We start from the raw sequence: 20,567 nt of genomic DNA on the forward strand, positions 1-20,567 counted from the left end.
CCGACGGCAGCAGCAGCCCTCGATGAACTCCGAGACAGGAGCCTCTCGATGACGGAACAGACCGAGCGCCCTCCCGCCGCGGCCGGCCACGCGCCCTCGGGCCGCCGCGCCGCCGCGCCGCGCCGCCTCGGCGAGCTCCGGACCTGGCCCCGCAGTTTCGCCGACCGGCTCACCGCCCCCCTTCCGGGTGTCAGGGGCATGACCCGTCTGGCGAAGGAGCGCGCGCTCCGGCCGAACGCCGAGGGCCTCCGCGGCATCCACCGGCTGCCCTACGCCCCCCGGCCGCTGCCCCGGGTGGACACGGACACCACCGCCGTCACCTGGGCGGGACACGCCAGCTGGATCGTCCGCATCGGCGGTCTCACCGTCCTCACCGACCCGGTCTGGTCGCGGCGCATCCTCGGCACCCCCGCCAGGATCACCCCCGTCGGCGTCGGCTGGGAGGAACTCCCACGCGTCGACGCCGTCCTGATCAGCCACAACCACTACGACCACCTCGACGCCCCCACGCTGCGCCGGCTCCCCAGGGACACCCCGCTCCTCGTCCCCGCCGGACTCGGCCGCTGGTGCCGGCGCCGCCGCTTCACCTGCGTCACCGAGCTCGACTGGTGGGAATCGGTGGAACTGGGCGGGGTCCGCTTCGATTTCGTGCCCTCCCACCACTGGTCCAAGCGCACCCTGCTGGACACCTGCCGGTCCCTCTGGGGCGGCTGGGTGCTCACGGACTCCCGGGAACGGCGGATCTACTTCGCGGGGGACACCGGCTACGGCCACTGGTTCGAGGAGATCGGCCGCCGTTACCCCGGCCTCGACCTGGCCATGCTGCCGATCGGGGCGTACGAACCGCGCTGGTGGCTCTCGGACGTGCACACCGACCCCGAGGAGGCCGTGCAGGCCTACCAGGACCTCGGGGCCCGCGCGATGGCTCCCATGCACTGGGCGACGTTCCTGCTCTCCGCCGAACCGGTGCTCGAACCGCTCACCAGGCTCCGTACGGCGTGGCAGCGCGCCGGACTCCCGCGCGCCGACCTCTGGGACCTGCCGGTCGGCGGCTCCCGGGTCCTGGACGCCTGACCGTGCCCGGCCGGCGCACCCGCCCCTCAGCCGGCCATACGCGCCCGGAGCCGCCTCCAGAGCGCGGGCGCCCCGCTGATCAGCAGCGTCAGCGCGATCGCCGCGAGCACGCCCTCCCACGGCTCGGCGAACAGCGAACCGCCCAGGATCCCGATCAGCTGATACGTGGCCGCCCACGCCAGACACGCGGGCACGTCACCCCGGGCGAACTGCCGCAACGGCATCCGGCCGAGCAGACACGCCAGCATGACCGGTATGCGCCCGGCGGGCACCAGCCGGGACAGCACCAGCACCACCGTGCCGTGCTCGTCCAGCTTCTGCTGCGCCTGCGCCAGCCGTTCGGGAGCCGCCCGGCTGCTGATCGCCTCCAGCCACTTCGACCCGTTCCTGGACCGCACCCCGCGCTGCCCCAGCCAGTACAGGCATATGTCCCCCAGGAACGCCGCGCCCGAGGCCACCGCGAACACCACGAGCAGGGCGAACGGTGACGTCTGGTGGACCGCCACCACGGCCGCCGTACTCACCAGGGCACCCGTCGGCACCACCGGCACCAGCGACCCCAGCGCCACCAGCAGGAACAGCGACGGATAGCCGACGGCCTGCTGGGTCGACTCCGTCGGCAGCTGCCGCAGCACCTCATCGATCACTTACGGGCCTCCGGCCTCACATGCTCGCCGTGCCCCAGCCGGTGCACCGCCACCTCCGGTGCCACCCGCGCCGCCTGCCGTACGAACTCGTCACCCGGCGAGTGGAACTCGTGCGGCCGGACCCCGTCCAACCCGATCGGCCAGTACGTGCCGTAGTGCACCGGCACCGCGGACCGCGGCCCCAGCATGGTCAGCACCTGCGCGGCGCGCGCCGCGTCCAGGTGGTGGTGACCCAGATTGGGCCCCCAGCCGCCGACCGGCAGCAGCGCCACGTCCACCGTCCCCACCGCGTCCGCCATGCCGTCGAAGAGTCCGGTGTCCCCGGCGAAATAGGTGCGGGCCTCGCCCTCGACCACGTAACCGAGCGCGGGCACCCGGCGCGGGCCGACCGGCAGCCGCCGCCCGTCGTGGAGGGCCGGAACCGCGCGGACCAGGACCTCACCGACCGGAACCACGTCCCCCGGGCCGACCTCGGCGACCCGCAGTCCACGCGCCCGGCGCAGCAGCCGCAGCCCGGGCACCGCCGCCACCGCGCCCCGGGGCACGATCAGCAGACTGCCGGGGGCGAGGCGGGCCAGGGAGGGGAGGTGCAGATGATCGGAGTGCAGATGGGAGATCAGGACCGCGTCGGCGACCGCGGCCTCGGGCGGCGGCACCTCGCCCCGGCGGCGGCGCAGATGCGCGAAGCGCCGCGCGAACAGCGGATCGGTCAGCACCCGGACCCCGGTGTCCTCGATCGTGCAGGTGGCATGACCCCACCAGGTGACCTCCACCGCCCTGCCTCCTCGCACACGCCCCCGTCATCCCTCTACGCGTACGAGGGTAGGCGGTCCGCGCCCCTCCCACGCCCGAGTGCTCCTTTCCGCCGGTCCCCCGGCGGATACGCACGACTACACAGGGCTACGCCGGGGGTAGGGTCGTGGAGAGCAGCCGAGCGCGGGGGGATCCGTTCATGGGGGACGTCGTCGGGGACGTACGGGTGGCGGCCATCGCCAGTCTCACACCACTGGAAGAGCTCGACGGCGATCCCTTCCTCGTCGACACCCGCAGCCAGCACGCCATGTGCGCACGCTGGGCCGCCGACCAGGGATACGTCGTCACCCGCCAGCTGCGCGTGTACGGGCTGCGCCCCGACCACCACGCCCTGTGGGCCGGAGCCGAGGGCGGGCAGGTCGACGTGTTCGTGGCCCCCAACGACCGGGTGCTCGCCAGGGCGCTCGTCTCCGTGCCGGACTTCGCCGCCGAGTGCGAGCGGCGCGGCGTGCGGCTGGAACTCGCCGGTCTGGAGGAGCCCGTCTACACCGCGCGGACCAAGGCCAGCGTCCACCGCAGGCTCTCCATGCCGACCGCGGGGTACGACGGCTGCTGACCACGTGCGGGTGCCCGGGGCGCCGATGGATCGCGGAAGGGCTGTGACAGGCTTGACGCGGGCCCATGACGAACACCGGGCCCGGACGTGAGGTGGAACGGCGTGAGTGACGGGCGATGGCGTACGGCGGGCAGAACGCTGATACGCGTGGTCTCGGTATGGGCGGTCTCCACGCTCACGATGCTGGCCCTCGCGGGCATCCTGCCCGACTTCCAGCTCCAGTCGGACGACGGCGACACCGTCACCAGGACCGCCTTCACCGCGGCCTGGGGTGCGGGCGCCTTCGGCCTGCTCTCCGCCCTGGTGTGGCCCGTGCTCGTCAGAGCGCTGCTCATCGTGCCCGCCCTCGTGCTGGGCGCCCTGGTCTTCTTCCTCAACGGCTCACTGCTGCTCATCGCCCTGCGGCTCATCCCGGACGGCCGGGGCGACGCCAACGCGGAGACCGCCGTGGTCGTGGCGGCCGTCATGTCGGCCGTCGCCTCCGCGACCTCCACCTCCCTCGCGGTCGGTGACGACGACGCCTACCGGCGCAGGCTCTCCCGCCTCGCGGACCGCCGCCGCAGACGCAGCGGCACGCCGGGCAGCGCGGACGGCGGTCGCGGCGGCCCGCCCGGCATGGTGTTCGTCCAGCTCGACGGCGTCGGCCACGACGTGCTCGAGAAGGCGGCGGCCGACGGCATCATGCCGACCGTGGCGGGCCTGCTGGCCGACGAGGCGGGCCACCGGCTCACGCCGTGGACCACCGACTGGTCCAGCCAGACGGGCGCCAGCCAGCTCGGCATCCTGCACGGCAGCAACCACGACGTGCCGGCCTTCCGCTGGTACGAGAAGGAGAGCGGCACCGTCATGGTCTCCAGCAGACCGGCGAGCGCCCTCGAACTCCAGCGCAGGGCCATCGCCCGTACCCGTGACGGCGGCCTGCTCACCGTCGACGGCGCGAGCCGGGGCAACCTCTTCAGCGGCGGCGCGGACCAGCTCGCCCTGGTCCTGTCGATGGCGGCCAGGCTCGGCAAGGGCCGCCGCTCACGGGCCGGCTACTTCGCCTACTTCTCCGACCCGGCCAACGCCGTCCGCACCGCGCTGTCCTTCGTCGCCGAGGTGGTCCGCGAGGTGGGCCAGTCCACCCGCGCCCGGATCCGTAAGGAGTCGCCCCGGGTCAAGCGCGGCGGCCTGTACCCCTTCATCCGGGCGTTCGCGACCGTCGTGGAGCGCGACGTGGTGGTCGCCGCCGTGATCGGCGACATGTTCGCGGGACGCACCGCCGTCTACGCCGACCTGGTCGCCTACGACGAGGTCGCCCACCACTCCGGGCCGGACAGCAGGGACGCCCGGAAGGTCCTGGCGCGGCTCGACCGCTCGCTGGGTCTCATCATGAAGATCGCGGACCACACCCCGCGCGACTACCGGGTCGTGCTGCTGTCCGACCACGGCCAGAGCCCGGGGGAGACCTTCGCCCGGCGCTACGGCCTCACGCTCAAGGACCTCGTGCGGGCCGGCTGCGGGCTGCCCGTACCCCGCCGGGCGCAGCGGACCCGCAGCGCGTCCGAGGCACGTGACGCCGTGCGCATCGCGCTGCACAGGCCCGTCGACGGGGAGCAGGAGGCCGAGCACCCGGCGAAGTCGTCCGACCCGGTCGTGCTCGCCTCCGGAAACCTCGGGCTGCTGTCGTTCCCCGACATCCAGGGCCGTGCCTCGCGCGAACAGCTGGACCGCCGCTACCCCGCGCTGCTGGGCACGCTCGCCGCCCATCCGGGGATCGGCTTCCTGCTCGTGCGCAGCCAGAAGCACGGGTCCGTGGTGCTGGGCCGGGACGGGGCGGAGGTCCCGGTGGCGGAGCTCAGGGACGGCGAGGGGCCGCTCGCCGTCTTCGGTACCGGTGCCGCCGACGCGGTGCGACGGACCGACTCCTTCCCGCACGTGGCGGACGTGATGGTCAACTCGATGTACGACCCGGAGACCGGCCGGGTGCACGCCTTCGAGGAGCAGATCGGCTCGCACGGCGGGCTCGGCGGCGCGCAGTCCCGGCCGTTCCTGCTGTGGCCGCGCACGCTCACGGACCCGATGGACGTCGTGGCGGCGGACGTTCCGGGGGTACCGGCCACCGCGGGGCCGGTCGGGGCGGAGGCGGTGCACCGGGTGCTGGCGCACTGGCTGCGGGAGCTCTCGGGTCCCCAGGTGCCGCTGCGGCAAGAGGGCTTCGCGGGGTCGGTGCGGGCGGACGAACGCTTCCCGGAGACGACCGCTCCGGACGGTTACGTCCGTCTCACCGGAGCCGACCACGACCGAAGCGACCACGGCCGAAGCGACCCCGGCGTGCCCGACTCCGGCGACGCCGTCCCCGGCGCGCGCGGCTGACGGCCCCTGGGCACGAGCCCCCGGCAGAAGTCAGGCCGACTCGCGTCGTACCAGCGTCGGATGGAAGACCACCGACGGCTCGGGCAGACCGGGACGGCCGATCTGCTTCAGGAGGAGCCGGGCCATCTCGGAGGCCATCTCCTCCACCGGCTGCCGCACGGTCGTCAGCGGCGGATCGCAGGCCACCGCCGCGTTGCTGTCGTCGAATCCCACCACCGCGACATCCCCGGGCACGTCCCTGCCCGCACGCAGCAGCACCGGCAGGGCACCCAGCGCCATCAGGTCCGAGGCGACGAACACCGCGTCCAGATCGGGCCGTTCGCGCAGCAGCTGCCGCATCGCCGAGGCCCCGCCCGAGTGCGTGAAGCCACCCTCGGCGGTCGCCACGTCGCCGATCCCGTGCTGCTCCAGCGCGTCCAGGAAACCGGTCAGCCGCACCTGCCCGGCGGGCATGTCCTGCGGGCCCGTGATCGTCCCGATGCGCCGGCGCCCCAGCGCGGCCAGATGGTCGGCCGCCATCTGCGCCCCGGCCCGCTGGTCGGCCTCGACATAGGTGAGCGGAGAGGGCTTGCGGGGGCGGCCGGCCAGCACGGCGGGCAGCCGGGTGTCGTGCAGCAGACCGGGCAGTGGATCATCGGCGTGGGAGGAGATCAGCACCACCCCGTCGACATGCCCCTGGCGCAGATACGACAGCAGCTGATTGCGCGAGGCCTCGTCGTCGGCCAGCATCAGGACCATCTGGATCCCGGCGGGGCGCAGCACGTCCATCAGCCCGCCGACCACGCGCCCGAAGTGCGGGTCGGAGAACATCCGGCCTATGAACGGCTCGGAGACGGGGCGCCGTTCACGCTCGGACACCACCAGGGCGATCGAGTCCGTCCGCCGCGTCACCAGCGAGCGCGCCGCACGGTTGGGGACGTAGCCCGTGGTGGCCACCGCCTCCTCCACGACCCGCCGCAGCGCCGGGTCCACCGTCGTCGCACCGTTGATCACCCGGGACACGGTGGCCCGCGAGACACCCGCCACCGCGGCGACGTCCTCCAGGGTGGCGGGGCGTGCGGGCGGCGAGACATCGGCAGTCATGCAGTCTTTATACCGGGTGATCCGACCCGCACGCGAAGGGTTCCGGCACGTCAGCGGCCTTGCCCGCGCACAGGCCGGCCACCTGCTCACCGCGCGCCGTCACGAGCTCCCGGGCCCGCGATCTGGCCTCCGCGGCGCTGCCCGCCGAGGACTCGGACCGCGAGACCTGCGCCGACTGGCGCAGATGGTCGTGGATCTGCGTCACGAGCAGCCGGTCGAAGGCGGCTCCCCGGGCCGCTCGGGCGCGTACGAGATCCTCGGCCGTCACCATCCCGGGCATGTCGTGCCCCTTGTGCACATCGGTGTCCGGCAGCCCCATCCGGTCCCGCAGCGCTCGTAACGAGGCCAGTTCGGTGGCATGGGCACTGTGCAGCCGGGCCGCCCAGGAACGCAGGCCCGGCCCGGTGGCCTTCCGCGCCGCGAGGTCCAGCAGGGCCATGGCCTGCTCGTCCATCGGGATCATCAGCTGGACCCACGCGGAGTCGGTCGGGTCCGCGGAAGGAGCGCCGGACGGTTCCGCGCGCGGGCTCTCCGGCTTCTCCCCTCCCTCCGGGGAGCAGGCGGTCAGCAGGGCGAACAGGAGGACCACGGCCGTGGTGCGACGAGCCGGCATCGGAAGGAGCTCCTTGCTCCCGGGGCGCCCGCCCGGGCCGCTCGGACCTGGACGGGCGCCTGTGGAAAGGGTCATGACGAAACGTCAGGGAGTGCCGTCCGCGCCGCACTTGATGATCGCGTTGATGCAGTCACGGACCCGCTGCGCCATCTCCGCCTCGGGCCATACGTTGAAGAAGTCCCCGTGCATCGTGTATCCGCGCCCCGACGCCAGCCGGAAGCGGGCCGGATCACCGTTGACCGGATAGCGCAGGACCTGCCGCAGTTTGGGGACCGGGACGGGGTGGGTCGACGGGCAGGCGCCACCCACGGGATAGGCCATGTGGCTCTTGTGGTCGGCCGAATCCAGGTCCTTGCCGTTCCAGCACTGGGGGAAGTCCAGATAGCTCTCCATCATGGAGCCCGGCGGGCAGTTGACGAAGTCGTGGGACGGATCGACCTCGCCGTGGTGCAGGCACGACCATCGGGAGATGGTGTTGTCGCCGGGGCCGGTCGCCTTCGCGTTGCCCGCGACGATCCGCAGTCCCCGGGGGAACGGCTTGATGGTGCGGATGATGTCGTCCCGCACGCCTTCGCCGAGGTAGTAGAACGTCGTGCCGGTCGGCTCCACCTCCCTGTCGCCGTCGTACAGGGTGGGGACCCAGTAGGCGGAGAGGTCGGTCACGGGCGCGCAGCTGGTGCCGGCCTTCTCCAGGGACGTCAGATCCGAGTGGGCGTCGGTGGAGTCGTTGCCGAAGAAGCTGTGCATGTGCGAGGCGCCGGGCAGGTTGGGCAGGACGATCGGGTCGTCGGGCTTCCGGTGCGTGTAGGGGCACTCGGCGAGGAACTCGGCGACCCGGACCACGTCGGCCGCGGCCTTCGGTCCGCTCTCCGCGGCCCGGTCGCCGGCCGCGTTGCCCGCGGTGGCCTGGATGAGGGACAGGGTGAGCGCGGCGGCGGCGAGCCCCGCGATGCGACAGCGCCAGGACGGCAGGGATCTGCGCCGGTCGTGGCCCGTCGTGCGTCGTCTGAGGAAGAGCACGGCACTCCTGTTCTGAGGAAGTGGGGTTCCTTCGGTTGCCTCGGCCGGTGCCCCGACCGAAGTGAGAGAGCGCTCTCTTCGAGAACGTAGAAGTGTGACGCAAGCATGTCAAGACTTCGCGTCGCACCCTCAATTACCTGCTGGATAAACCGAGTTGCGGATGGCTGATCATGGGAGAGCGCTCTCTCATGCACGTTGCGAAACGGGACCGGAGGGCATTGTCAGTGGTGGGCGGCAGGATGGTGGTCATGACGACGAACTCAGTTGGTGCGCTCGCCGATACCGCCGCCTACGCCGCCGCGGTGGACGAGGCGAAGCGTGCCGCCGCCGCGTACTACACCGCAGGTGAGAGCACGCTCGACGACGATGCGTACGACCGCCTGGTGCGCGGGATCGCGGCCTACGAGCAGGAGCATCCGGAGGAGGTGCTGGACGCCTCTCCGACCGGGAAGGTCGCGGGCGGGGCGGCGACGGGCGACGTTCCGCACACCGTGCCGATGCTGTCGCTGGACAATGTCTTCTCCGCCGAGCAGTTCGTCACCTGGACAGCCTCCGTGGAGCGCAGGATCGGCAGACCCGTCGCCTCCTGGAGCGTGGAGCCCAAGCTCGACGGTCTGGCGGTCGCCGCGCGCTATCGGCGGGGCCGGCTGGACCAGTTGATCACCCGCGGCGACGGGACGGCCGGGGAGGACGTCTCGCACGCCATCGGGACGGTGCTCGGCCTGCCCGAGCGGCTCGGTGCCCCGGAGACCCTGGAGGTGCGCGGCGAGATCCTCATGACCAACGAGCAGTTCGAGCAGGCCAACACGGTGCGCACCGGGCACGGCGCCGCACCCTTCGCCAATCCGCGGAACGGCGCGGCGGGCACCCTCAGGGCCAAGGACCGTCCGTATCGCGTGGAGATGACCTTCTTCGCGTACGGAGCGCTCGCGCTGCCCGACTCCGGTGAGCTGGCCGAGGCCCTGGCCGGACTCCCGCACAGCGAGGTCCTGGAGCGCGTCGCCGGGCTCGGTGTGCACACCGCCGCGGACACGGCGGTCGCCCCGCGCGTGGTCACCACGGCCGAGGAGGTGCAGGCCGGTGTCGAGGAGATCGCCGCCCTGCGCGCCTCGCTGCCGTTCGGGATAGACGGCATCGTGATCAAGGCGGACCTGGCGGCCGACCAGCGCGACGCGGGGTCCGGGACCAGGGCTCCGCGTTGGGCCATCGCGTACAAGCTGCCCGCGGTGGAGAAGGTCACCCGGCTGTTGGGTGTCGAGTGGAACGTCGGCAGGACCGGCATCATCGCGCCGCGCGCCGTCCTGGAGCCCGTCGAGATCGACGGATCGACCGTCAGCTACGCCACGCTCCACAACCCGGCCGACATCACCCGCCGTGATCTGCGCCTGGGCGACCAGGTGATGGTCTACAAGGCGGGCGACATCATCCCGCGCATCGAGGCGCCCGTCGCGCATCTGCGGACCGGTGACGAGAAGCCGGTCGAATTCCCCGAGGTCTGCCCCCAGTGCGGCTCGGAGATCGACATGAGCGAGCAGCGCTGGCGCTGTACACGAGGGCGGGACTGCCGCCTGGTCGCCTCCGTCGCGTACGCGGCCGGACGCGACCAGCTGGACATCGAGGGACTCGGCGCCACCCGGGTCGTCCAGCTCGTGGACGCGGGTCTCGTCCAGGACTTCGCCGACCTCTTCACGCTGGAGCGGGAGCAGCTGCTCACCTTGGAGAGGATGGGGGAGACCTCCACCGACAATCTGCTGGCTGCCATCGACATCGCCAGGACCCGCCCGTTGTCCCGGGTCTTCTGCGCCCTCGGGGTGCGGGGCACGGGCCGCTCGATGTCCCGCCGGATCGCGCGCTACTTCGCCTCGATGGACCGTATCGTCGCGGCCGACGCGGAGGAGCTGCAGCGGGTCGACGGCATAGGCAAGGAGAAGGCCGCAGGTGTCGTCGCGGAGCTGGTGGAGCTGGCGCCGCTGATCGCCAAGCTCGTGGCCGCCGGAGTCTCCATGACGGAGCCCAACGCGACCCCGCCGCCGGAGCCCGGTGCCGAGCCCGAGCCCGGTGCGGACGCTCCGGGGGGCGGACAGCCGGCGGACGGCCTGCCGCTCGGCGGAATGACCGTGGTGGTCACCGGCGCGATGACGGGTGTCCTGGAGAAGCTCTCGCGCAATCAGATGAACGAGCTGATCGAGCGGGCCGGAGGGAAGTCGTCCTCCAGCGTCTCCAAGCGCACGAGCCTGCTCGTCGCGGGCGAGAAGGCAGGATCGAAGCGTGCCAAGGCGGAGGACCTGGAGATCAGGATCGCCACGCCCGAGGAGTTCGCGGAGCTCGTGGAGGCCTATCTGACACAGGAGGCGTGAACGGTACACACAGAGGTGGGCCTTGGAATCGTAGAGGGCTGGCGTTTATATGTCCCGTATTGCATAGTGAGGGCTCGGACTGGCCTCATTATCCGGGGTTGGCGTGGCGGTAAGTGGTGCATGGCCGCAGCGGCGGGCGCCGGAGGGTGAGGGGCGATGCGGTCTCCACGGGACGGCCGACGGCGCGGCCGGCCGGTCCTCGCGCGACGGGACGCACACGCCGGTGCGGCGCGCGGGGTGGCCATCGACCTGGGCAGTTCCGGGGCCCGCGCCTGGGTTCCGGGCCGGGGACTCGTCCCCGGCCCGGCGGGCTGGGACGACGGCACCGGCCGGCCGGTCCGGCGGGGACGCATCGTCGACGCGGACTCCTGCGCACGACTGCTCGGCCGCCTCGCGGACACCGCACTGGGGGCCCACCGGCAGGACAGCGTGATCGTCCTCAGCCATCCCGTGCTGGCCGGACCCGCGCACCGTGCTCTGGCGAGAGAACTCCTCGCCGCACTGGGCCCGTCCGGTGTCCTGGTCCTCAACAGCGCCAGTGCCGCCGCCGCGTGCGCCGGGCCGAAGGACGGCGGCCCGGTGCTCGTCGTCGACCTGGGCGCCGAACTGACCGAAGTGGCCCTGCTCGTGGACACGGTGGTCGTCGACGCCCGCCAGGCCGAGACGGGGCTGAGCGACCTCGGCCCGGAGTCCCTGCCCGCCGCACTCGTCCGGAACGTCTTCGATATGGTCACGTCCATGTGGCGCGAGGACAGAGACGGCGCGGTACGCGGGGCGCTCCGCCGAGGCCCCGTGCTCACCGGCGGGGGAGCACTGCGAGCCGACGTGACCGAGCGCATCGCTGAGACCCTCGGTGTCCCCGTCCGCGTCGACGAAGACCCCTCGACCGCTGTCGTACGGGGTGCCGGGCTCATCCTGGACTCCGTCCTGCGCCCCGGTGGCGCGGGCGCGGTGCCCTTCGTCCCGGCCCGGCCGAGGTGAGCCGCCTCCCGGGGGCGCCCCTGGGGAACCCGCCCCCGCGCGGGCGGCCCGATGCGCTGCCGTACGTCCTCTCCGCACTGCTGCTCGCTGTCCTCACCCTGCTCGGCGGCACGCCCGCGGCTGCCGCCGCCGCGCTGCCTCCGGGCTCCACTTCTGCTTCTGGCCCGGGCCTGGGCGTACCTCCGGGCGTACCTCCGGCTGTTGCGTCCGCCGCGCTGCCTTCGGGCTCCCCTTCTGCTTCCCTCTTCGGCGCGGGCGCACGTCCGGCCGCGGCTGCCGCCGCGCTGCCTTCGGGTTCCAGCACTGCCGAGCTCCCCGCGTCCGCCTCCGTCACACACACCACTCCGCCCTCCGCTGCCGCCACGCAGGTCTCCGGTCTGCCCGACGCCGCGCGCTGGGCCGAGGCCGTTCCCGTACCGGGGCCGCGTGCGGGGGTGGATCGTCCGCATGGGCCGCTCCACGTCCCACCGCCCGGACACGGTGCCCTGCCGGCGTACGCGCCCGGCCTCCCCTTCCCGCGCGGTGCCGTCCCGGGCGCCGTGGGGGCCGCCCTTCTCGTGCGCGGCCGGATCACGGCGCTTCCCGGTGTGCGGGGCCCTCCCGGGGTGACGGCCGGTCAGCCGGCCCGTCACCGGTCCTGTTCCACAGACCTGTCGAACCGCCCGCGTCGGTCTCTCTGAGCCACGGCCCCGCCGGGTCCCGAATCCTCCGGGACCCGGTCTCTCCGGGGCCCCGCCTCCTTGAGTCCCGGGCGGACGACGCCCACTCGAGGGGATACCCATGTCTCGCGCCACCACGGTGCGAGCGGTTCTGGCTGCCGCCGTGCTGCTCGTGTCCGTGTTCATCACGCTGACCATGTCACCCAGACTCGGCCTGGACCTCCAGGGCGGCACCCGGATGGTGCTCCAGGCCAAGGACTCCGGCTCCGCGAAGGCGGACCGCGAGAGCACCGACCGCACCCTGGAGGTACTGCGGCAGCGCATCGACTCCCTCGGTGTCGCCGAACCCGTCCTGACCCGCTCGGGCGAGGACCGCATCGTCGTCGAACTTCCCGACGTCCAGGACCCGCGCCAGGCCGCGGACGTGATCGGCAAGACCGCCCAGCTCGGCTTCCACGCGGTTCAGCAATCCGGTACGGGCACGGACGCGCACACCACGCTTCCCGACGAACAGGGCACGCCTCTCGCCCTCGGGCCCGAGCGGCTCTCCGGCGCCGGGGTCAAGGACGCCACCGCACAGTTCGACGCCCAGCAGGGCGCGGGCTGGACCGTCTCGCTCGACTTCCACAAGGACGCCGGCAAGCAGTGGCAGCGCCTCACCGGGGACGCCGCCTGCAACCCGCCCGGGGACGAGAAGCGGCGCGTGGCGATCGTCCTCGACGGGAAGGTCATCTCCTCTCCGCAGGTCGATCCTTCGGTCGGCTGCTCGGTGGGGCTGCCCTCCGGTTCCACCCAGATCACCGGGTCCTTCAGCGCCGACGAGGCGCGCGATCTCGCTCTGCTCATCAAGGGCGGCGCACTGCCCGTACCCGTCGAGATCGTCGAACAGCGCACCGTCGGCCCGACGCTCGGCGCCGCCGCCATCGACGCGAGCGCCCGTGCCGCCCTCATCGGTGCCGCGGCGACCGCGCTCTTCATCACCTTCGTGTACCGCCTCTTCGGCGCTCTCGCCGCCGTCGCCCTGGCCGCGTACGGCGTGATCTCCTACGCCGCTCTCGTCGCCCTCGGAGTCACCCTGACCCTGCCGGGCCTCGCCGGGTTCGTCCTCGCCATCGGGATGGCGGTCGACGCCAACGTCCTTGTCTTCGAGCGGGCCCGCGAGGAGTACGCGGACCGGAGGAACCGCTCGCTGCGCTCCGCGCTGACCGCCGGATTCCGTAACGCGTGGAGCGCGGTCGCCGACTCCAACGTCACGACCCTCATCGCTGCGGGCCTGCTCTTCTTCCTCGGCGCAGGGCCGGTCAAGGGTTTCGGGGTCACGCTCGCCATCGGCGTCCTGGCCTCGATGTTCTCGGCGCTGGTCATCGCCCGGGCACTCACCGAGCTGGCCGCGGGCTCCCGGTTCGTCAACGACTACCCGGGCGTCAACGGCATCGGACGGCCCGGCCGCGTCCGCACCTGGCTGAGCGCGCGCGACCCGCAGCTGTTCCGCTCACCGCGCCGCTGGCTGATGATGTCCGGTGCCGTCGTCCTCCTCGCCGTGAGCGGCATCCTCGTGCGCGGGGTGGACCTGGGCGTCGAGTTCACCGGGGGCAGGCTGATGGAGTACTCCACCAGCCGCACCGTCGACGTCGAGACCGCCCGCGACGCGATCGCCGCCGCGGGATTCGACGACGCCGAGGTCACCACGGCGGACGATCGTGACCTCTCCGTACGCACCGGGAAGCTCGACAACGACGGGGAACACGCCCTGCGGGCCGCCCTGGCCGAGGTGGGCGGCGAGACCACCAAGGTGCGTGACGAACTCATCGGGCCCAGCCTCGGCGACGAGCTGCGGCGCAACGCGCTGATCGCGCTGGGCGTCGCCGTCTTCGTGCAACTCGCCTATCTCGCCGCCCGGTTCCGGTGGACCTTCGCCGTCGCTTCGGTCGGGGCGCTCGTGCACGACGTCATCGTGCTGGTCGGTGCCTTCGCCTGGCTCGGCCGCCCCGTCGACGGCATCTTCCTGGCCGCCCTGCTCACCGTCATCGGCTACTCCGTCAACGACTCGGTGGTGGTCTTCGACCGGGTACGGGAGCTCTGGGCGAGGAACCGGCGCTCACCCGTCGCCGACGTGGCCAACCGTGCCGTGCTCCAGACCGTGCCACGCACGGTCAACACGGGGATGGGAGCCCTGTTCATCCTGGTGGCCCTCGCCGTGCTGGGCGGGGACTCGCTCGCGGACTTCGCGCTCGCCCTCCTCATCGGCATCTGCGTGGGGACGTACTCCTCCGTGCTCACCGCGATCCCGGGGGCGCTCCTCCTGGAGCGGAGCAGCAAGGCTCCGCCCCCGGCCAGGAAGCGCGCACCCAAGCGCGGGGCGGCGGCCGGACGGAAACGCAGGGATCCCGCCGACAACGGGGCACGCGTGTAGGACGCCTGCCGTGTCCGTGCCGCCCGGGCGGCACGGACACGGTGCGCCGGGCAGGGGCGGGACCCGTCCCTGCCCGGCGCGTACGGGCGGTACGGGCGCCGGGCTGCGGCACAATCCTGACCACATCCAGTGATCGGAGTGTGCCGCTCATGCCCCTCGTGCTGCGTGAGGCCCGGGACACGCTCGTACCCGACATGGCCGGTCCGCACGGTCCGCTGCCGCCGCTGATGCTCGCCCTGACGGTGCTCACCGGGCTCGTCGACGCGTTCAGCTATCTGCTCCTCGGGCACGTCTTCGTCGCCAACATGACGGGCAACGTCGTCTTCATGGGCTTCGCCTTCGCCGGAGCCCCGGGCTTCTCGCTGCTCGCCTCGGCCGTGGCGCTCGTGTCCTTCTCGGCCGGGGCACTGGTCGGCGGCATCGCCGTGCATCTGGCCCGGGCGCACCGGGGCAGACAGCTCCAGCACGCCCTGCTCGCCGAGACCGCCCTCGTGGCCGCCGCCCTGGTCGTCACGCTCGTCTCGGGCGAGCCGTACACCGGCGGCGTCCGTTTCGCGCTCATCGCGCTGCTCGGCCTCGGTCTCGGCCTGCAGAACGCGGCCGTACGCGCGCTCGCCGTACCCGACCTCACCACCACGGTGCTGACGCTGACCATCACCGGCACCGTCGCCGACAGCCGGCTGGCGAAAGGGCCGGGGAGCAGGGCGGGACGCCGGGTCCTCTCGGCCGCCGCCATGCTGGCCGGCGCCTTCGCCGGGGCACTCGCCGTGCTGAACGGGCACCCGTCACTGCCCCTGCTGCTCTCGGTGGTCCTCCTGGCCGCCGTGAGCACCGCCGCGACCCTGCTGGCCCGCAGCGACGCGCCCTGGACCAAGCCGCCCGCCGGCAGGTGAAGGTGCCGTCCGGCCCCGGCGAGGGAACCGTGTCGCACGAGACAGCCGACGCCCCGGACCGTAACGTCACGGGCACCGTTGACCCACCGATACGCCGGGGAGCCGCCGTATGCCCACCGAACCGCTGTCCGCGTCCGACATCGACGCGGGTCTGCGCGAGCTGCCGGGCTGGGAGCTGGAAGGGGACAGGATCACGCGCACCTACCGGCTTACCTCCCACTTCGCCGCCGCCGCACTGACCGTCCACGTCGCCCAGATCCAGGAGGAGCTCAACCACCACTCGGATCTGACACTGGGTTACAACACCGTGGCCATCGCCGTGAACACGCACGACGCGGGCGGCGCCGTCACACGGAAGGACCTCGCGCTGGCCGCACGGATCGAGGCCGTCGCCGCCGGCCACGGAGCGAAGTAGCGGCGTCGCGGGCTCATGGAGCCTCGCCGAAGCGAGGGTGTGCGGCGAGCCAGCGCGCATAGCTGTCGCTGCGCCGCACCGCCTCCGTGTACGCCGCGCGGGTGTGCCCGGCCACCGCGGCGGCCGTGGCGCTCGCGGCGGGGGAGCGTGGGTGCCGCCCCAGCAGGTGGCGCCAGCTCAGCGGTGTGCCCGCCAGGGGCCGGGTCACCACACCGGGGGTCGGCGGGAAGGTGGCCCGGCACAGTCCGATGGCCCGGCCCACCTGGACCAGGTGGACGACGGACGCCGTGTCCGTCTCGTACACCGACAGCGGAGTGAAGCCGGCCCGCGCGCACGCGGCGGTGAAGCAGTCGGCGAAACAGCCGTCGCCCGGCACATCGGCCCAGCACTCGTCCGCCAGCGCGGAGAGTTCGAGCTCCGGCTCGTCGGCCAGCGCGTGGTTCTCGGGCAGCATGACGAAGACCGGGTCGATGCCGATGACCTGCCAGACCAGCCGGTCCGCCATCGGAGGCGGACTCTCCCCGCAGGCACCGATCAACGCGAAGTCGAGTCTGCCGTCGAAGAGCAGGGAGGCGATCTCCGCCACCGACCACGAGGTGTGCGTCGTCACCGGCGCCGTTGGATGCGCGGTGGCGAGCCTGTCGACGAGACCGCCCATGAGCGGGCCGTGCGTGCCGCCGAGCCGGAAACGCTCCACGGTGGCCCAGGCGTTGGCGAAACGCACCGCCTCCTCCTGGAGCCCGCTCACCGCGGGCAGCACCACCCGGGCCCGCTCCAGGACCAGTTCACCCAGCAGGGTCGGCCGGGCACCCGTGTGGTCCCGGTCGAAGAGCGACCCGCCGAGCGCCTTCTCGATCCGCCGGAGCTGGGCGCTGAGCGCGGGCTGCGCGAGCCCGAGAGCCGCCGCGGCCTTCGTGAGGCTGCCGGTGTCGGCGATGGCCCGTACGGTGCGCAGGTGACGCAACTCCAGCTCCATGGGCGCACGGTATGGCCGATGGAACCCACCGGCAATAGCGCCGTCGTCCCGCCCGGCGAAGTCTCCTGAGGCCTTTCGTCCGGATCGGGCCAGGGCACACGAGCCCGGCCAGATGCGAACGACGGTCCTCAGCCGCAGCCGCCCTCGGCTCCGTCCTGCGCGCCGTCCGTGGTGCGCAGGTGGGCGAGCATGGTCTCGGAGATCTCGGTGAGGGCGTCGATCTGCCCCTCGTCCAGCGGCGCCGTGAGCGCGCGGCGGATGTGCTCGGCGCGCAGGGGCAGCGCGGCCTCGATGGCGCGGCGGCCCTCGGGGCTCAGCGCGATCACGGTGCCGCGTGAGGCGCCCGGACACTGTTCGCGGGTGAGCAGACCGCGCCCGATCATCCGGTTCAGATGATGGTGCAGCCGGCTCTTCTCGAACTGGGTGACACCGCTCAGCTCGAAGGCCCTCAGCCGGGTGTCCGGTGCCTCCACCAGCGCGCTGAGGATGGCGAAGTCGGGCTCCGACAGGCCCGTGTCCTGCTGGAGCTGCTGGGCGAGGCGCCGCCAGAACAGCACCTGCGTCTCGAAGTACGCGCGCCAGACGCGGTCTTCGCGCGCCGAGAGGTGGTCCGCGGTGCTGGTCATGGCCGGTGATTCTACCGGGAGACAGCCGCGGGTTGACGTGTCACCCCGTACTGCGGGTCGTACGTCTGCCGGCCGCGCCCGTGACATACGTCCGCGGGCCGCGCGCCCCTGAACCGTACGCCCGTGATCCGTGGGCCCTCGGACCGTACCCCGCGGGCCGCACCCTCTCAGCAGCACATCGGGTGCGCCATCCCGGCGGTCATCGGCTCCGCGTCCCGCGAACTCAGCAGCAGAAGCTGCCGTCTGGCCGTGCCCGCGCTGGGCGAGAGTTCGGCGGCGCTTCGGTAGCAGCGCAGGGCGCTCCGGTGGGCGCCCGCGTCGAAGGCCCGTCCGCCCGCGTCGGTGAGGGCCTGGGTGATGTGCTGGACGAGGGCCGCGGTCGGCCGGCCCGTGGAGGCGGTCAGCGAGAGGATCCGCCGGTAGTGGTGGACGAGCAGATCGCCCTGGTCGGCGGGGAGCAGGGTGATCCAGTCGACGGCCCGCCGGTGCAGCAGCACCCGGTCGCGGCGGGGCAGCTGGGCGTACGCGACCTCGCGCACCAGCGTGTGGCGGAAGACGTATTCGGCCTCCCGTCGCAGCGTGCTGTTCCGGACGCGGCGCAGGAACTCCTTCCGTTCCAGCTGCTTCAGCCCCGCCGCGACCTCTTCGGGATCGCGGTCCGACAGGGCGGCCACGCCGTCGGCCCTGATCGGTCCCCCGAGGACCGCCGCGTCCCGCAGCAGGGTCTTCCGCGTGGGCGGCAGCGTGTCCAGCCTGGCCGCGACGATGTTGCGAACCCGGGGAGGCACCGGAGGCATTCTGTCGCGTGGGTGGTTCCTCAGCTCATGCGCGTACTCCTCCGCGAACAGCGGGATGCCGCCCACGAGGGAGAGGAGGTCCGCGTCGTCCACCGTGTCGACCGGCCGGCCGAGCAGCCCGGTCAGCATTCCGGCGACGGTCTCGTCGGGGAGCGGGTCGAGGACGAACGTGGTCGCATCGCGTTTGCCGCACGTCCAGCGCGGTCTGCGCTCCCTCAGCTCCGGCCGTGCCGTGACGACGACGAGCAGCGGCACGTGGCCCAGACGCTCGGTGAGGTCCTCGGCCAGGTCGAGGAACGTGCGGCAGGCCAGGTGCATGTCCTCCAGCAGGAGCACGGTGGGCCGTTCCGCCGCCACCTCCTCGATGAGGCGCTGCACGGCCCGGAGCATCTCCTCCTCCTCGGGGGCGTCCATCGCGGGCCAGGGAGGGGAGATGATGCGGCGCAGCAGGCCCAGCATCCAGTCCGCCTCGTCGCCGGGGCCGATCAGCCGGCGGACGGCCGTGGTCAGCTTCTGCTCGGCGAGCGCGTCCGGCTCGCGTTCGGCGATTCCGGCGTACGACCGTACGACGGCGGCCAGAGGGGCGGAGGAGCTGCCGCCGCCGAAGGCCGGGACACGCACCGAGAACTGCCGTACGGGTTCGGGCCGGTTCTGCAGCGACCGTCCGAACTCCGCGACCAGACGGCTCTTGCCGATGCCGGACTCGCCGAGGACGGTGGCCAGATGCGGCCGGCTGCGGCGTAGCGCGTCGCTCAACAGGCCCGACAGGATGTCCAGTTCACGTTCGCGGCCGAGCAGCCTCGTGGCCGGCGGCGGAGTGGCGGGGGAGGGAAGCACGACGGAGACCTGCCGTCCGTCACCCGTGTCGCCCGGAGCGGAGTGGTCGAACAGGTAGCCGCTGGCCCGGAGTGTCGTGTCGGAGATGCGGACGCCCTCCCGGCCGGCGAGCGCGAGCAGGGCCTCGCACTCGTCCAGCACCGAGCCCGATACCTCCGCCGGCTCCTCGTCGTCGGTGTCGCGGTACGTCGCGAGGACCTCACCGGTGGCGACGGCCATCCGGATGGCCATGCACCGGCCGGGCCTGCCGTGGAGCCGGTCGCGGATGGCGAGGGCCAGCCGGACGGCCCGCCTGGGATCGTCCTCGTAGGTGCGGGGGACGCCGAAGAGGACCGACCGTACGGAACCGACGGCGCCCCGGACCAGTCCGCCGAAGCGGGCCGCCTCCTCCACGACGATGCGCGTGAGCACCCTCAGCGCCTCGTCGACCTGCTCGGGGTCGTCCCCGGCGGCCTCCACCCGCGCGCGTACCAGCAGCACACTGGCCTGCTTGCGCTCGGTCATCGCCCGTGGCCGGTGCTCGGCCGGGGGCGCGGCGGCCGGGCCCGCGGCTTCGGCCGGCTGCCCGGCGCCGCACGGGCCCGAGGCGGCGGGGAGGGAGAGCAGGCCGGGCGTCGGGGCGGAGCTCTCCTCGGCGGGGCCGTCGGGCGCAGCGGGCGCGGGCGGCTCGGCTCCCGGGTGCCAGGTGAGCGCCGGGCGCTGGTTCAGGATCGCGCGTTCCAGGTCCTGGAGCTCGGGGGCGGGATCGAGGCCGAAGCCGTTGACCAGCCTGTCGCGGATGCCCTGGTACACGGCCAGCGCCTGGGGCTGGCGCCCGCAGCGGTAGAGCGCCAGCATCAGCAGCCCGCAGAGCCGTTCGCGTACGGGCTCCTCCTCCGCCATGGCGGCGAGCTCACCGACGAGTTCGCGGTGGCGGCCGAGCGCCAGTTCGGCCTCGGCGCAGTCCTCGAAGGCCGTCAGCCGTGCCTCCCGCACCACGGCCAGTTCCGGCCAGGTCACGCCCGTCTCCAGGACGTCGGCCAGCACCGGACCGCGCCAGAGCGCGAGCGCCTCGCGCAGGGACCGTGCCGCCACGGCCCAGGACTCCGCGGCGAGTGCGGCGCGTCCGTGCTGCACCAGTTCCTCGAAGCGGGCCAGGTCGATGTCCGAGGGGGCGAGCCGCAGCATGTAACCGGGCGGGGAGGTCGACAGCGACACGGTGTCGTCCCCGGCCAGCGCCCTGCGCAGCCCGGCGATCGCGTTCTGGACCATCTTGCGGGCGGTGGGGGGTGCCCCGGCGCCCCACAGCCGCTGGACGAGCTCCCCGGTCGCCACGACCTTGTTGGGGTGCAGCAGGAGGTAGCCGAGCACCGCCCGCTGGTTGACGCCTCCCAGCGGCACGGGAACCCCGTGGTCCGTGGCTTCCAACGGCCCCAGCAGATTGAAACGCATACGCCCCCCGTTCTTGGCCGG

The 20,567-nt window shown here is 72.9% G+C and carries 16 protein-coding genes; 8 read left to right on the plus strand and 8 right to left on the minus strand.

The features are described 5' to 3' along the window. Window positions 1–48 precede the first annotated feature (48 nt). On the plus strand, window positions 49–1,074 hold the full coding sequence (locus tag AMK10_RS17940) for an MBL fold metallo-hydrolase (protein ID WP_073748795.1): 1,026 nt from the start codon (window positions 49–51) through the stop codon (window positions 1,072–1,074). Between the two features lie 26 nt (window positions 1,075–1,100). Here AMK10_RS17940 and AMK10_RS17945 read toward each other — a convergent pair whose 3' ends face one another. Both AMK10_RS17945 and AMK10_RS17950 read right to left on the minus strand, forming a co-directional pair. Continuing rightward, complete coding sequence (locus AMK10_RS17945; protein WP_073748796.1) at window positions 1,101–1,721, minus strand: DedA family protein; 621 nt, start codon at window positions 1,719–1,721, stop codon at window positions 1,101–1,103. Continuing rightward, on the minus strand, window positions 1,718–2,494 hold the full coding sequence (locus AMK10_RS17950) for an MBL fold metallo-hydrolase (protein ID WP_073748797.1): 777 nt from the start codon (window positions 2,492–2,494) through the stop codon (window positions 1,718–1,720). Before AMK10_RS17950 ends, AMK10_RS17945 begins: the two co-directional genes overlap by 4 nt. Before the next feature lie 179 nt (window positions 2,495–2,673). Here AMK10_RS17950 and AMK10_RS17955 point away from each other — a divergent pair, with 179 nt between their 5' ends. Continuing rightward, entirely contained in the window at window positions 2,674–3,090 is a 417-nt protein-coding gene (locus tag AMK10_RS17955) for a hypothetical protein (protein WP_073748798.1), read from the plus strand. A 102-nt stretch (window positions 3,091–3,192) separates the two neighbouring features. After that, window positions 3,193–5,445 carry a phage holin family protein gene (locus tag AMK10_RS17960; protein ID WP_241839571.1) on the plus strand — a complete coding sequence of 751 codons (2,253 nt, stop codon included), beginning with the start codon at window positions 3,193–3,195 and terminating at the stop codon, window positions 5,443–5,445. A gap of 30 nt (window positions 5,446–5,475) precedes the next feature. On the opposite strand, the gene AMK10_RS17965 is transcribed toward AMK10_RS17960, so the two are convergent. From AMK10_RS17965 to AMK10_RS17975, 3 genes are all read right to left on the minus strand, one after another. Then, window positions 5,476–6,528: a LacI family DNA-binding transcriptional regulator gene (locus AMK10_RS17965; protein WP_073748799.1), complete on the minus strand. Its 1,053-nt coding sequence runs from the start codon at window positions 6,526–6,528 to the stop codon at window positions 5,476–5,478. A gap of 7 nt (window positions 6,529–6,535) precedes the next feature. Then, complete coding sequence (locus tag AMK10_RS17970) at window positions 6,536–7,141, minus strand: DUF305 domain-containing protein (protein WP_073748800.1); 606 nt, start codon at window positions 7,139–7,141, stop codon at window positions 6,536–6,538. Window positions 7,142–7,225: 84 nt separating this feature from the next. Then, entirely contained in the window at window positions 7,226–8,161 is a 936-nt protein-coding gene (locus tag AMK10_RS17975) for a DUF1996 domain-containing protein (RefSeq protein WP_073748801.1), read from the minus strand. A gap of 248 nt (window positions 8,162–8,409) precedes the next feature. On the opposite strand from AMK10_RS17975, the gene ligA reads away from it, so the two are divergent. The 5 genes from ligA to AMK10_RS18000 all read left to right on the plus strand — a co-directional run bounded on the left by ligA (window position 8,410) and on the right by AMK10_RS18000 (window position 15,879). Then, a complete protein-coding gene (gene ligA, locus AMK10_RS17980) occupies window positions 8,410–10,518 on the plus strand; it encodes an NAD-dependent DNA ligase LigA (RefSeq protein ID WP_073749334.1) in 2,109 nt (702 codons plus the stop codon). Window positions 10,519–10,674: 156 nt separating this feature from the next. Beyond that, window positions 10,675–11,499 carry a rod shape-determining protein gene (locus AMK10_RS17985; protein ID WP_073748802.1) on the plus strand — a complete coding sequence of 275 codons (825 nt, stop codon included), beginning with the start codon at window positions 10,675–10,677 and terminating at the stop codon, window positions 11,497–11,499. Between the two features lie 780 nt (window positions 11,500–12,279). Beyond that, window positions 12,280–14,571: a protein translocase subunit SecD gene (secD, locus tag AMK10_RS17990; protein ID WP_073748803.1), complete on the plus strand. Its 2,292-nt coding sequence runs from the start codon at window positions 12,280–12,282 to the stop codon at window positions 14,569–14,571. Between the two features lie 149 nt (window positions 14,572–14,720). Beyond that, on the plus strand, window positions 14,721–15,464 hold the full coding sequence (locus AMK10_RS17995; protein WP_073748804.1) for a YoaK family protein: 744 nt from the start codon (window positions 14,721–14,723) through the stop codon (window positions 15,462–15,464). Between the two features lie 109 nt (window positions 15,465–15,573). Beyond that, window positions 15,574–15,879, plus strand: coding sequence for a 4a-hydroxytetrahydrobiopterin dehydratase (locus tag AMK10_RS18000; protein ID WP_073748805.1), 306 nt, complete (start codon window positions 15,574–15,576; stop codon window positions 15,877–15,879). A gap of 13 nt (window positions 15,880–15,892) precedes the next feature. Here AMK10_RS18000 and AMK10_RS18005 read toward each other — a convergent pair whose 3' ends face one another. The 3 genes from AMK10_RS18005 to AMK10_RS18015 form a co-directional block, all read right to left on the minus strand. Beyond that, window positions 15,893–16,855: a LysR family transcriptional regulator gene (locus AMK10_RS18005; RefSeq protein WP_073748806.1), complete on the minus strand. Its 963-nt coding sequence runs from the start codon at window positions 16,853–16,855 to the stop codon at window positions 15,893–15,895. 128 nt (window positions 16,856–16,983) lie between these two features. Further along, window positions 16,984–17,481 carry a MarR family winged helix-turn-helix transcriptional regulator gene (locus AMK10_RS18010; RefSeq protein ID WP_073748807.1) on the minus strand — a complete coding sequence of 166 codons (498 nt, stop codon included), beginning with the start codon at window positions 17,479–17,481 and terminating at the stop codon, window positions 16,984–16,986. Window positions 17,482–17,648: 167 nt separating this feature from the next. Next, window positions 17,649–20,546: a BTAD domain-containing putative transcriptional regulator gene (locus AMK10_RS18015; RefSeq protein ID WP_073748808.1), complete on the minus strand. Its 2,898-nt coding sequence runs from the start codon at window positions 20,544–20,546 to the stop codon at window positions 17,649–17,651. Window positions 20,547–20,567 lie beyond the last annotated feature (21 nt).

This window comes from Streptomyces sp. CB02058 (genome assembly GCF_001905505.1).
GTDB lineage: Bacteria > Actinomycetota > Actinomycetes > Streptomycetales > Streptomycetaceae > Streptomyces.

Bases quoted from the DNA above. Each gene is read 5' to 3' on its own strand.
- AMK10_RS17940 (WP_073748795.1), top strand. From the start codon at position 49: ATGACGGAACAGACCGAGCGCCCTCCCGCCGCGGCCGGCCACGCGCCC.
- AMK10_RS17955 (WP_073748798.1), top strand. From the start codon at position 2,674: ATGGGGGACGTCGTCGGGGACGTACGGGTGGCGGCCATCGCCAGTCTC.
- AMK10_RS17965 (WP_073748799.1), bottom strand. From the start codon at position 6,528: ATGACTGCCGATGTCTCGCCGCCCGCACGCCCCGCCACCCTGGAGGAC.
- AMK10_RS17970 (WP_073748800.1), bottom strand. From the start codon at position 7,141: ATGCCGGCTCGTCGCACCACGGCCGTGGTCCTCCTGTTCGCCCTGCTG.
- ligA (WP_073749334.1), top strand. From the start codon at position 8,410: ATGACGACGAACTCAGTTGGTGCGCTCGCCGATACCGCCGCCTACGCC.
- AMK10_RS17985 (WP_073748802.1), top strand. From the start codon at position 10,675: ATGCGGTCTCCACGGGACGGCCGACGGCGCGGCCGGCCGGTCCTCGCG.
- secD (WP_073748803.1), top strand. From the start codon at position 12,280: ATGTCTCGCGCCACCACGGTGCGAGCGGTTCTGGCTGCCGCCGTGCTG.
- AMK10_RS17995 (WP_073748804.1), top strand. From the start codon at position 14,721: ATGCCCCTCGTGCTGCGTGAGGCCCGGGACACGCTCGTACCCGACATG.
- AMK10_RS18000 (WP_073748805.1), top strand. From the start codon at position 15,574: ATGCCCACCGAACCGCTGTCCGCGTCCGACATCGACGCGGGTCTGCGC.
- AMK10_RS18005 (WP_073748806.1), bottom strand. From the start codon at position 16,855: ATGGAGCTGGAGTTGCGTCACCTGCGCACCGTACGGGCCATCGCCGAC.
- AMK10_RS18010 (WP_073748807.1), bottom strand. From the start codon at position 17,481: ATGACCAGCACCGCGGACCACCTCTCGGCGCGCGAAGACCGCGTCTGG.
- AMK10_RS18015 (WP_073748808.1), bottom strand. From the start codon at position 20,546: ATGCGTTTCAATCTGCTGGGGCCGTTGGAAGCCACGGACCACGGGGTT.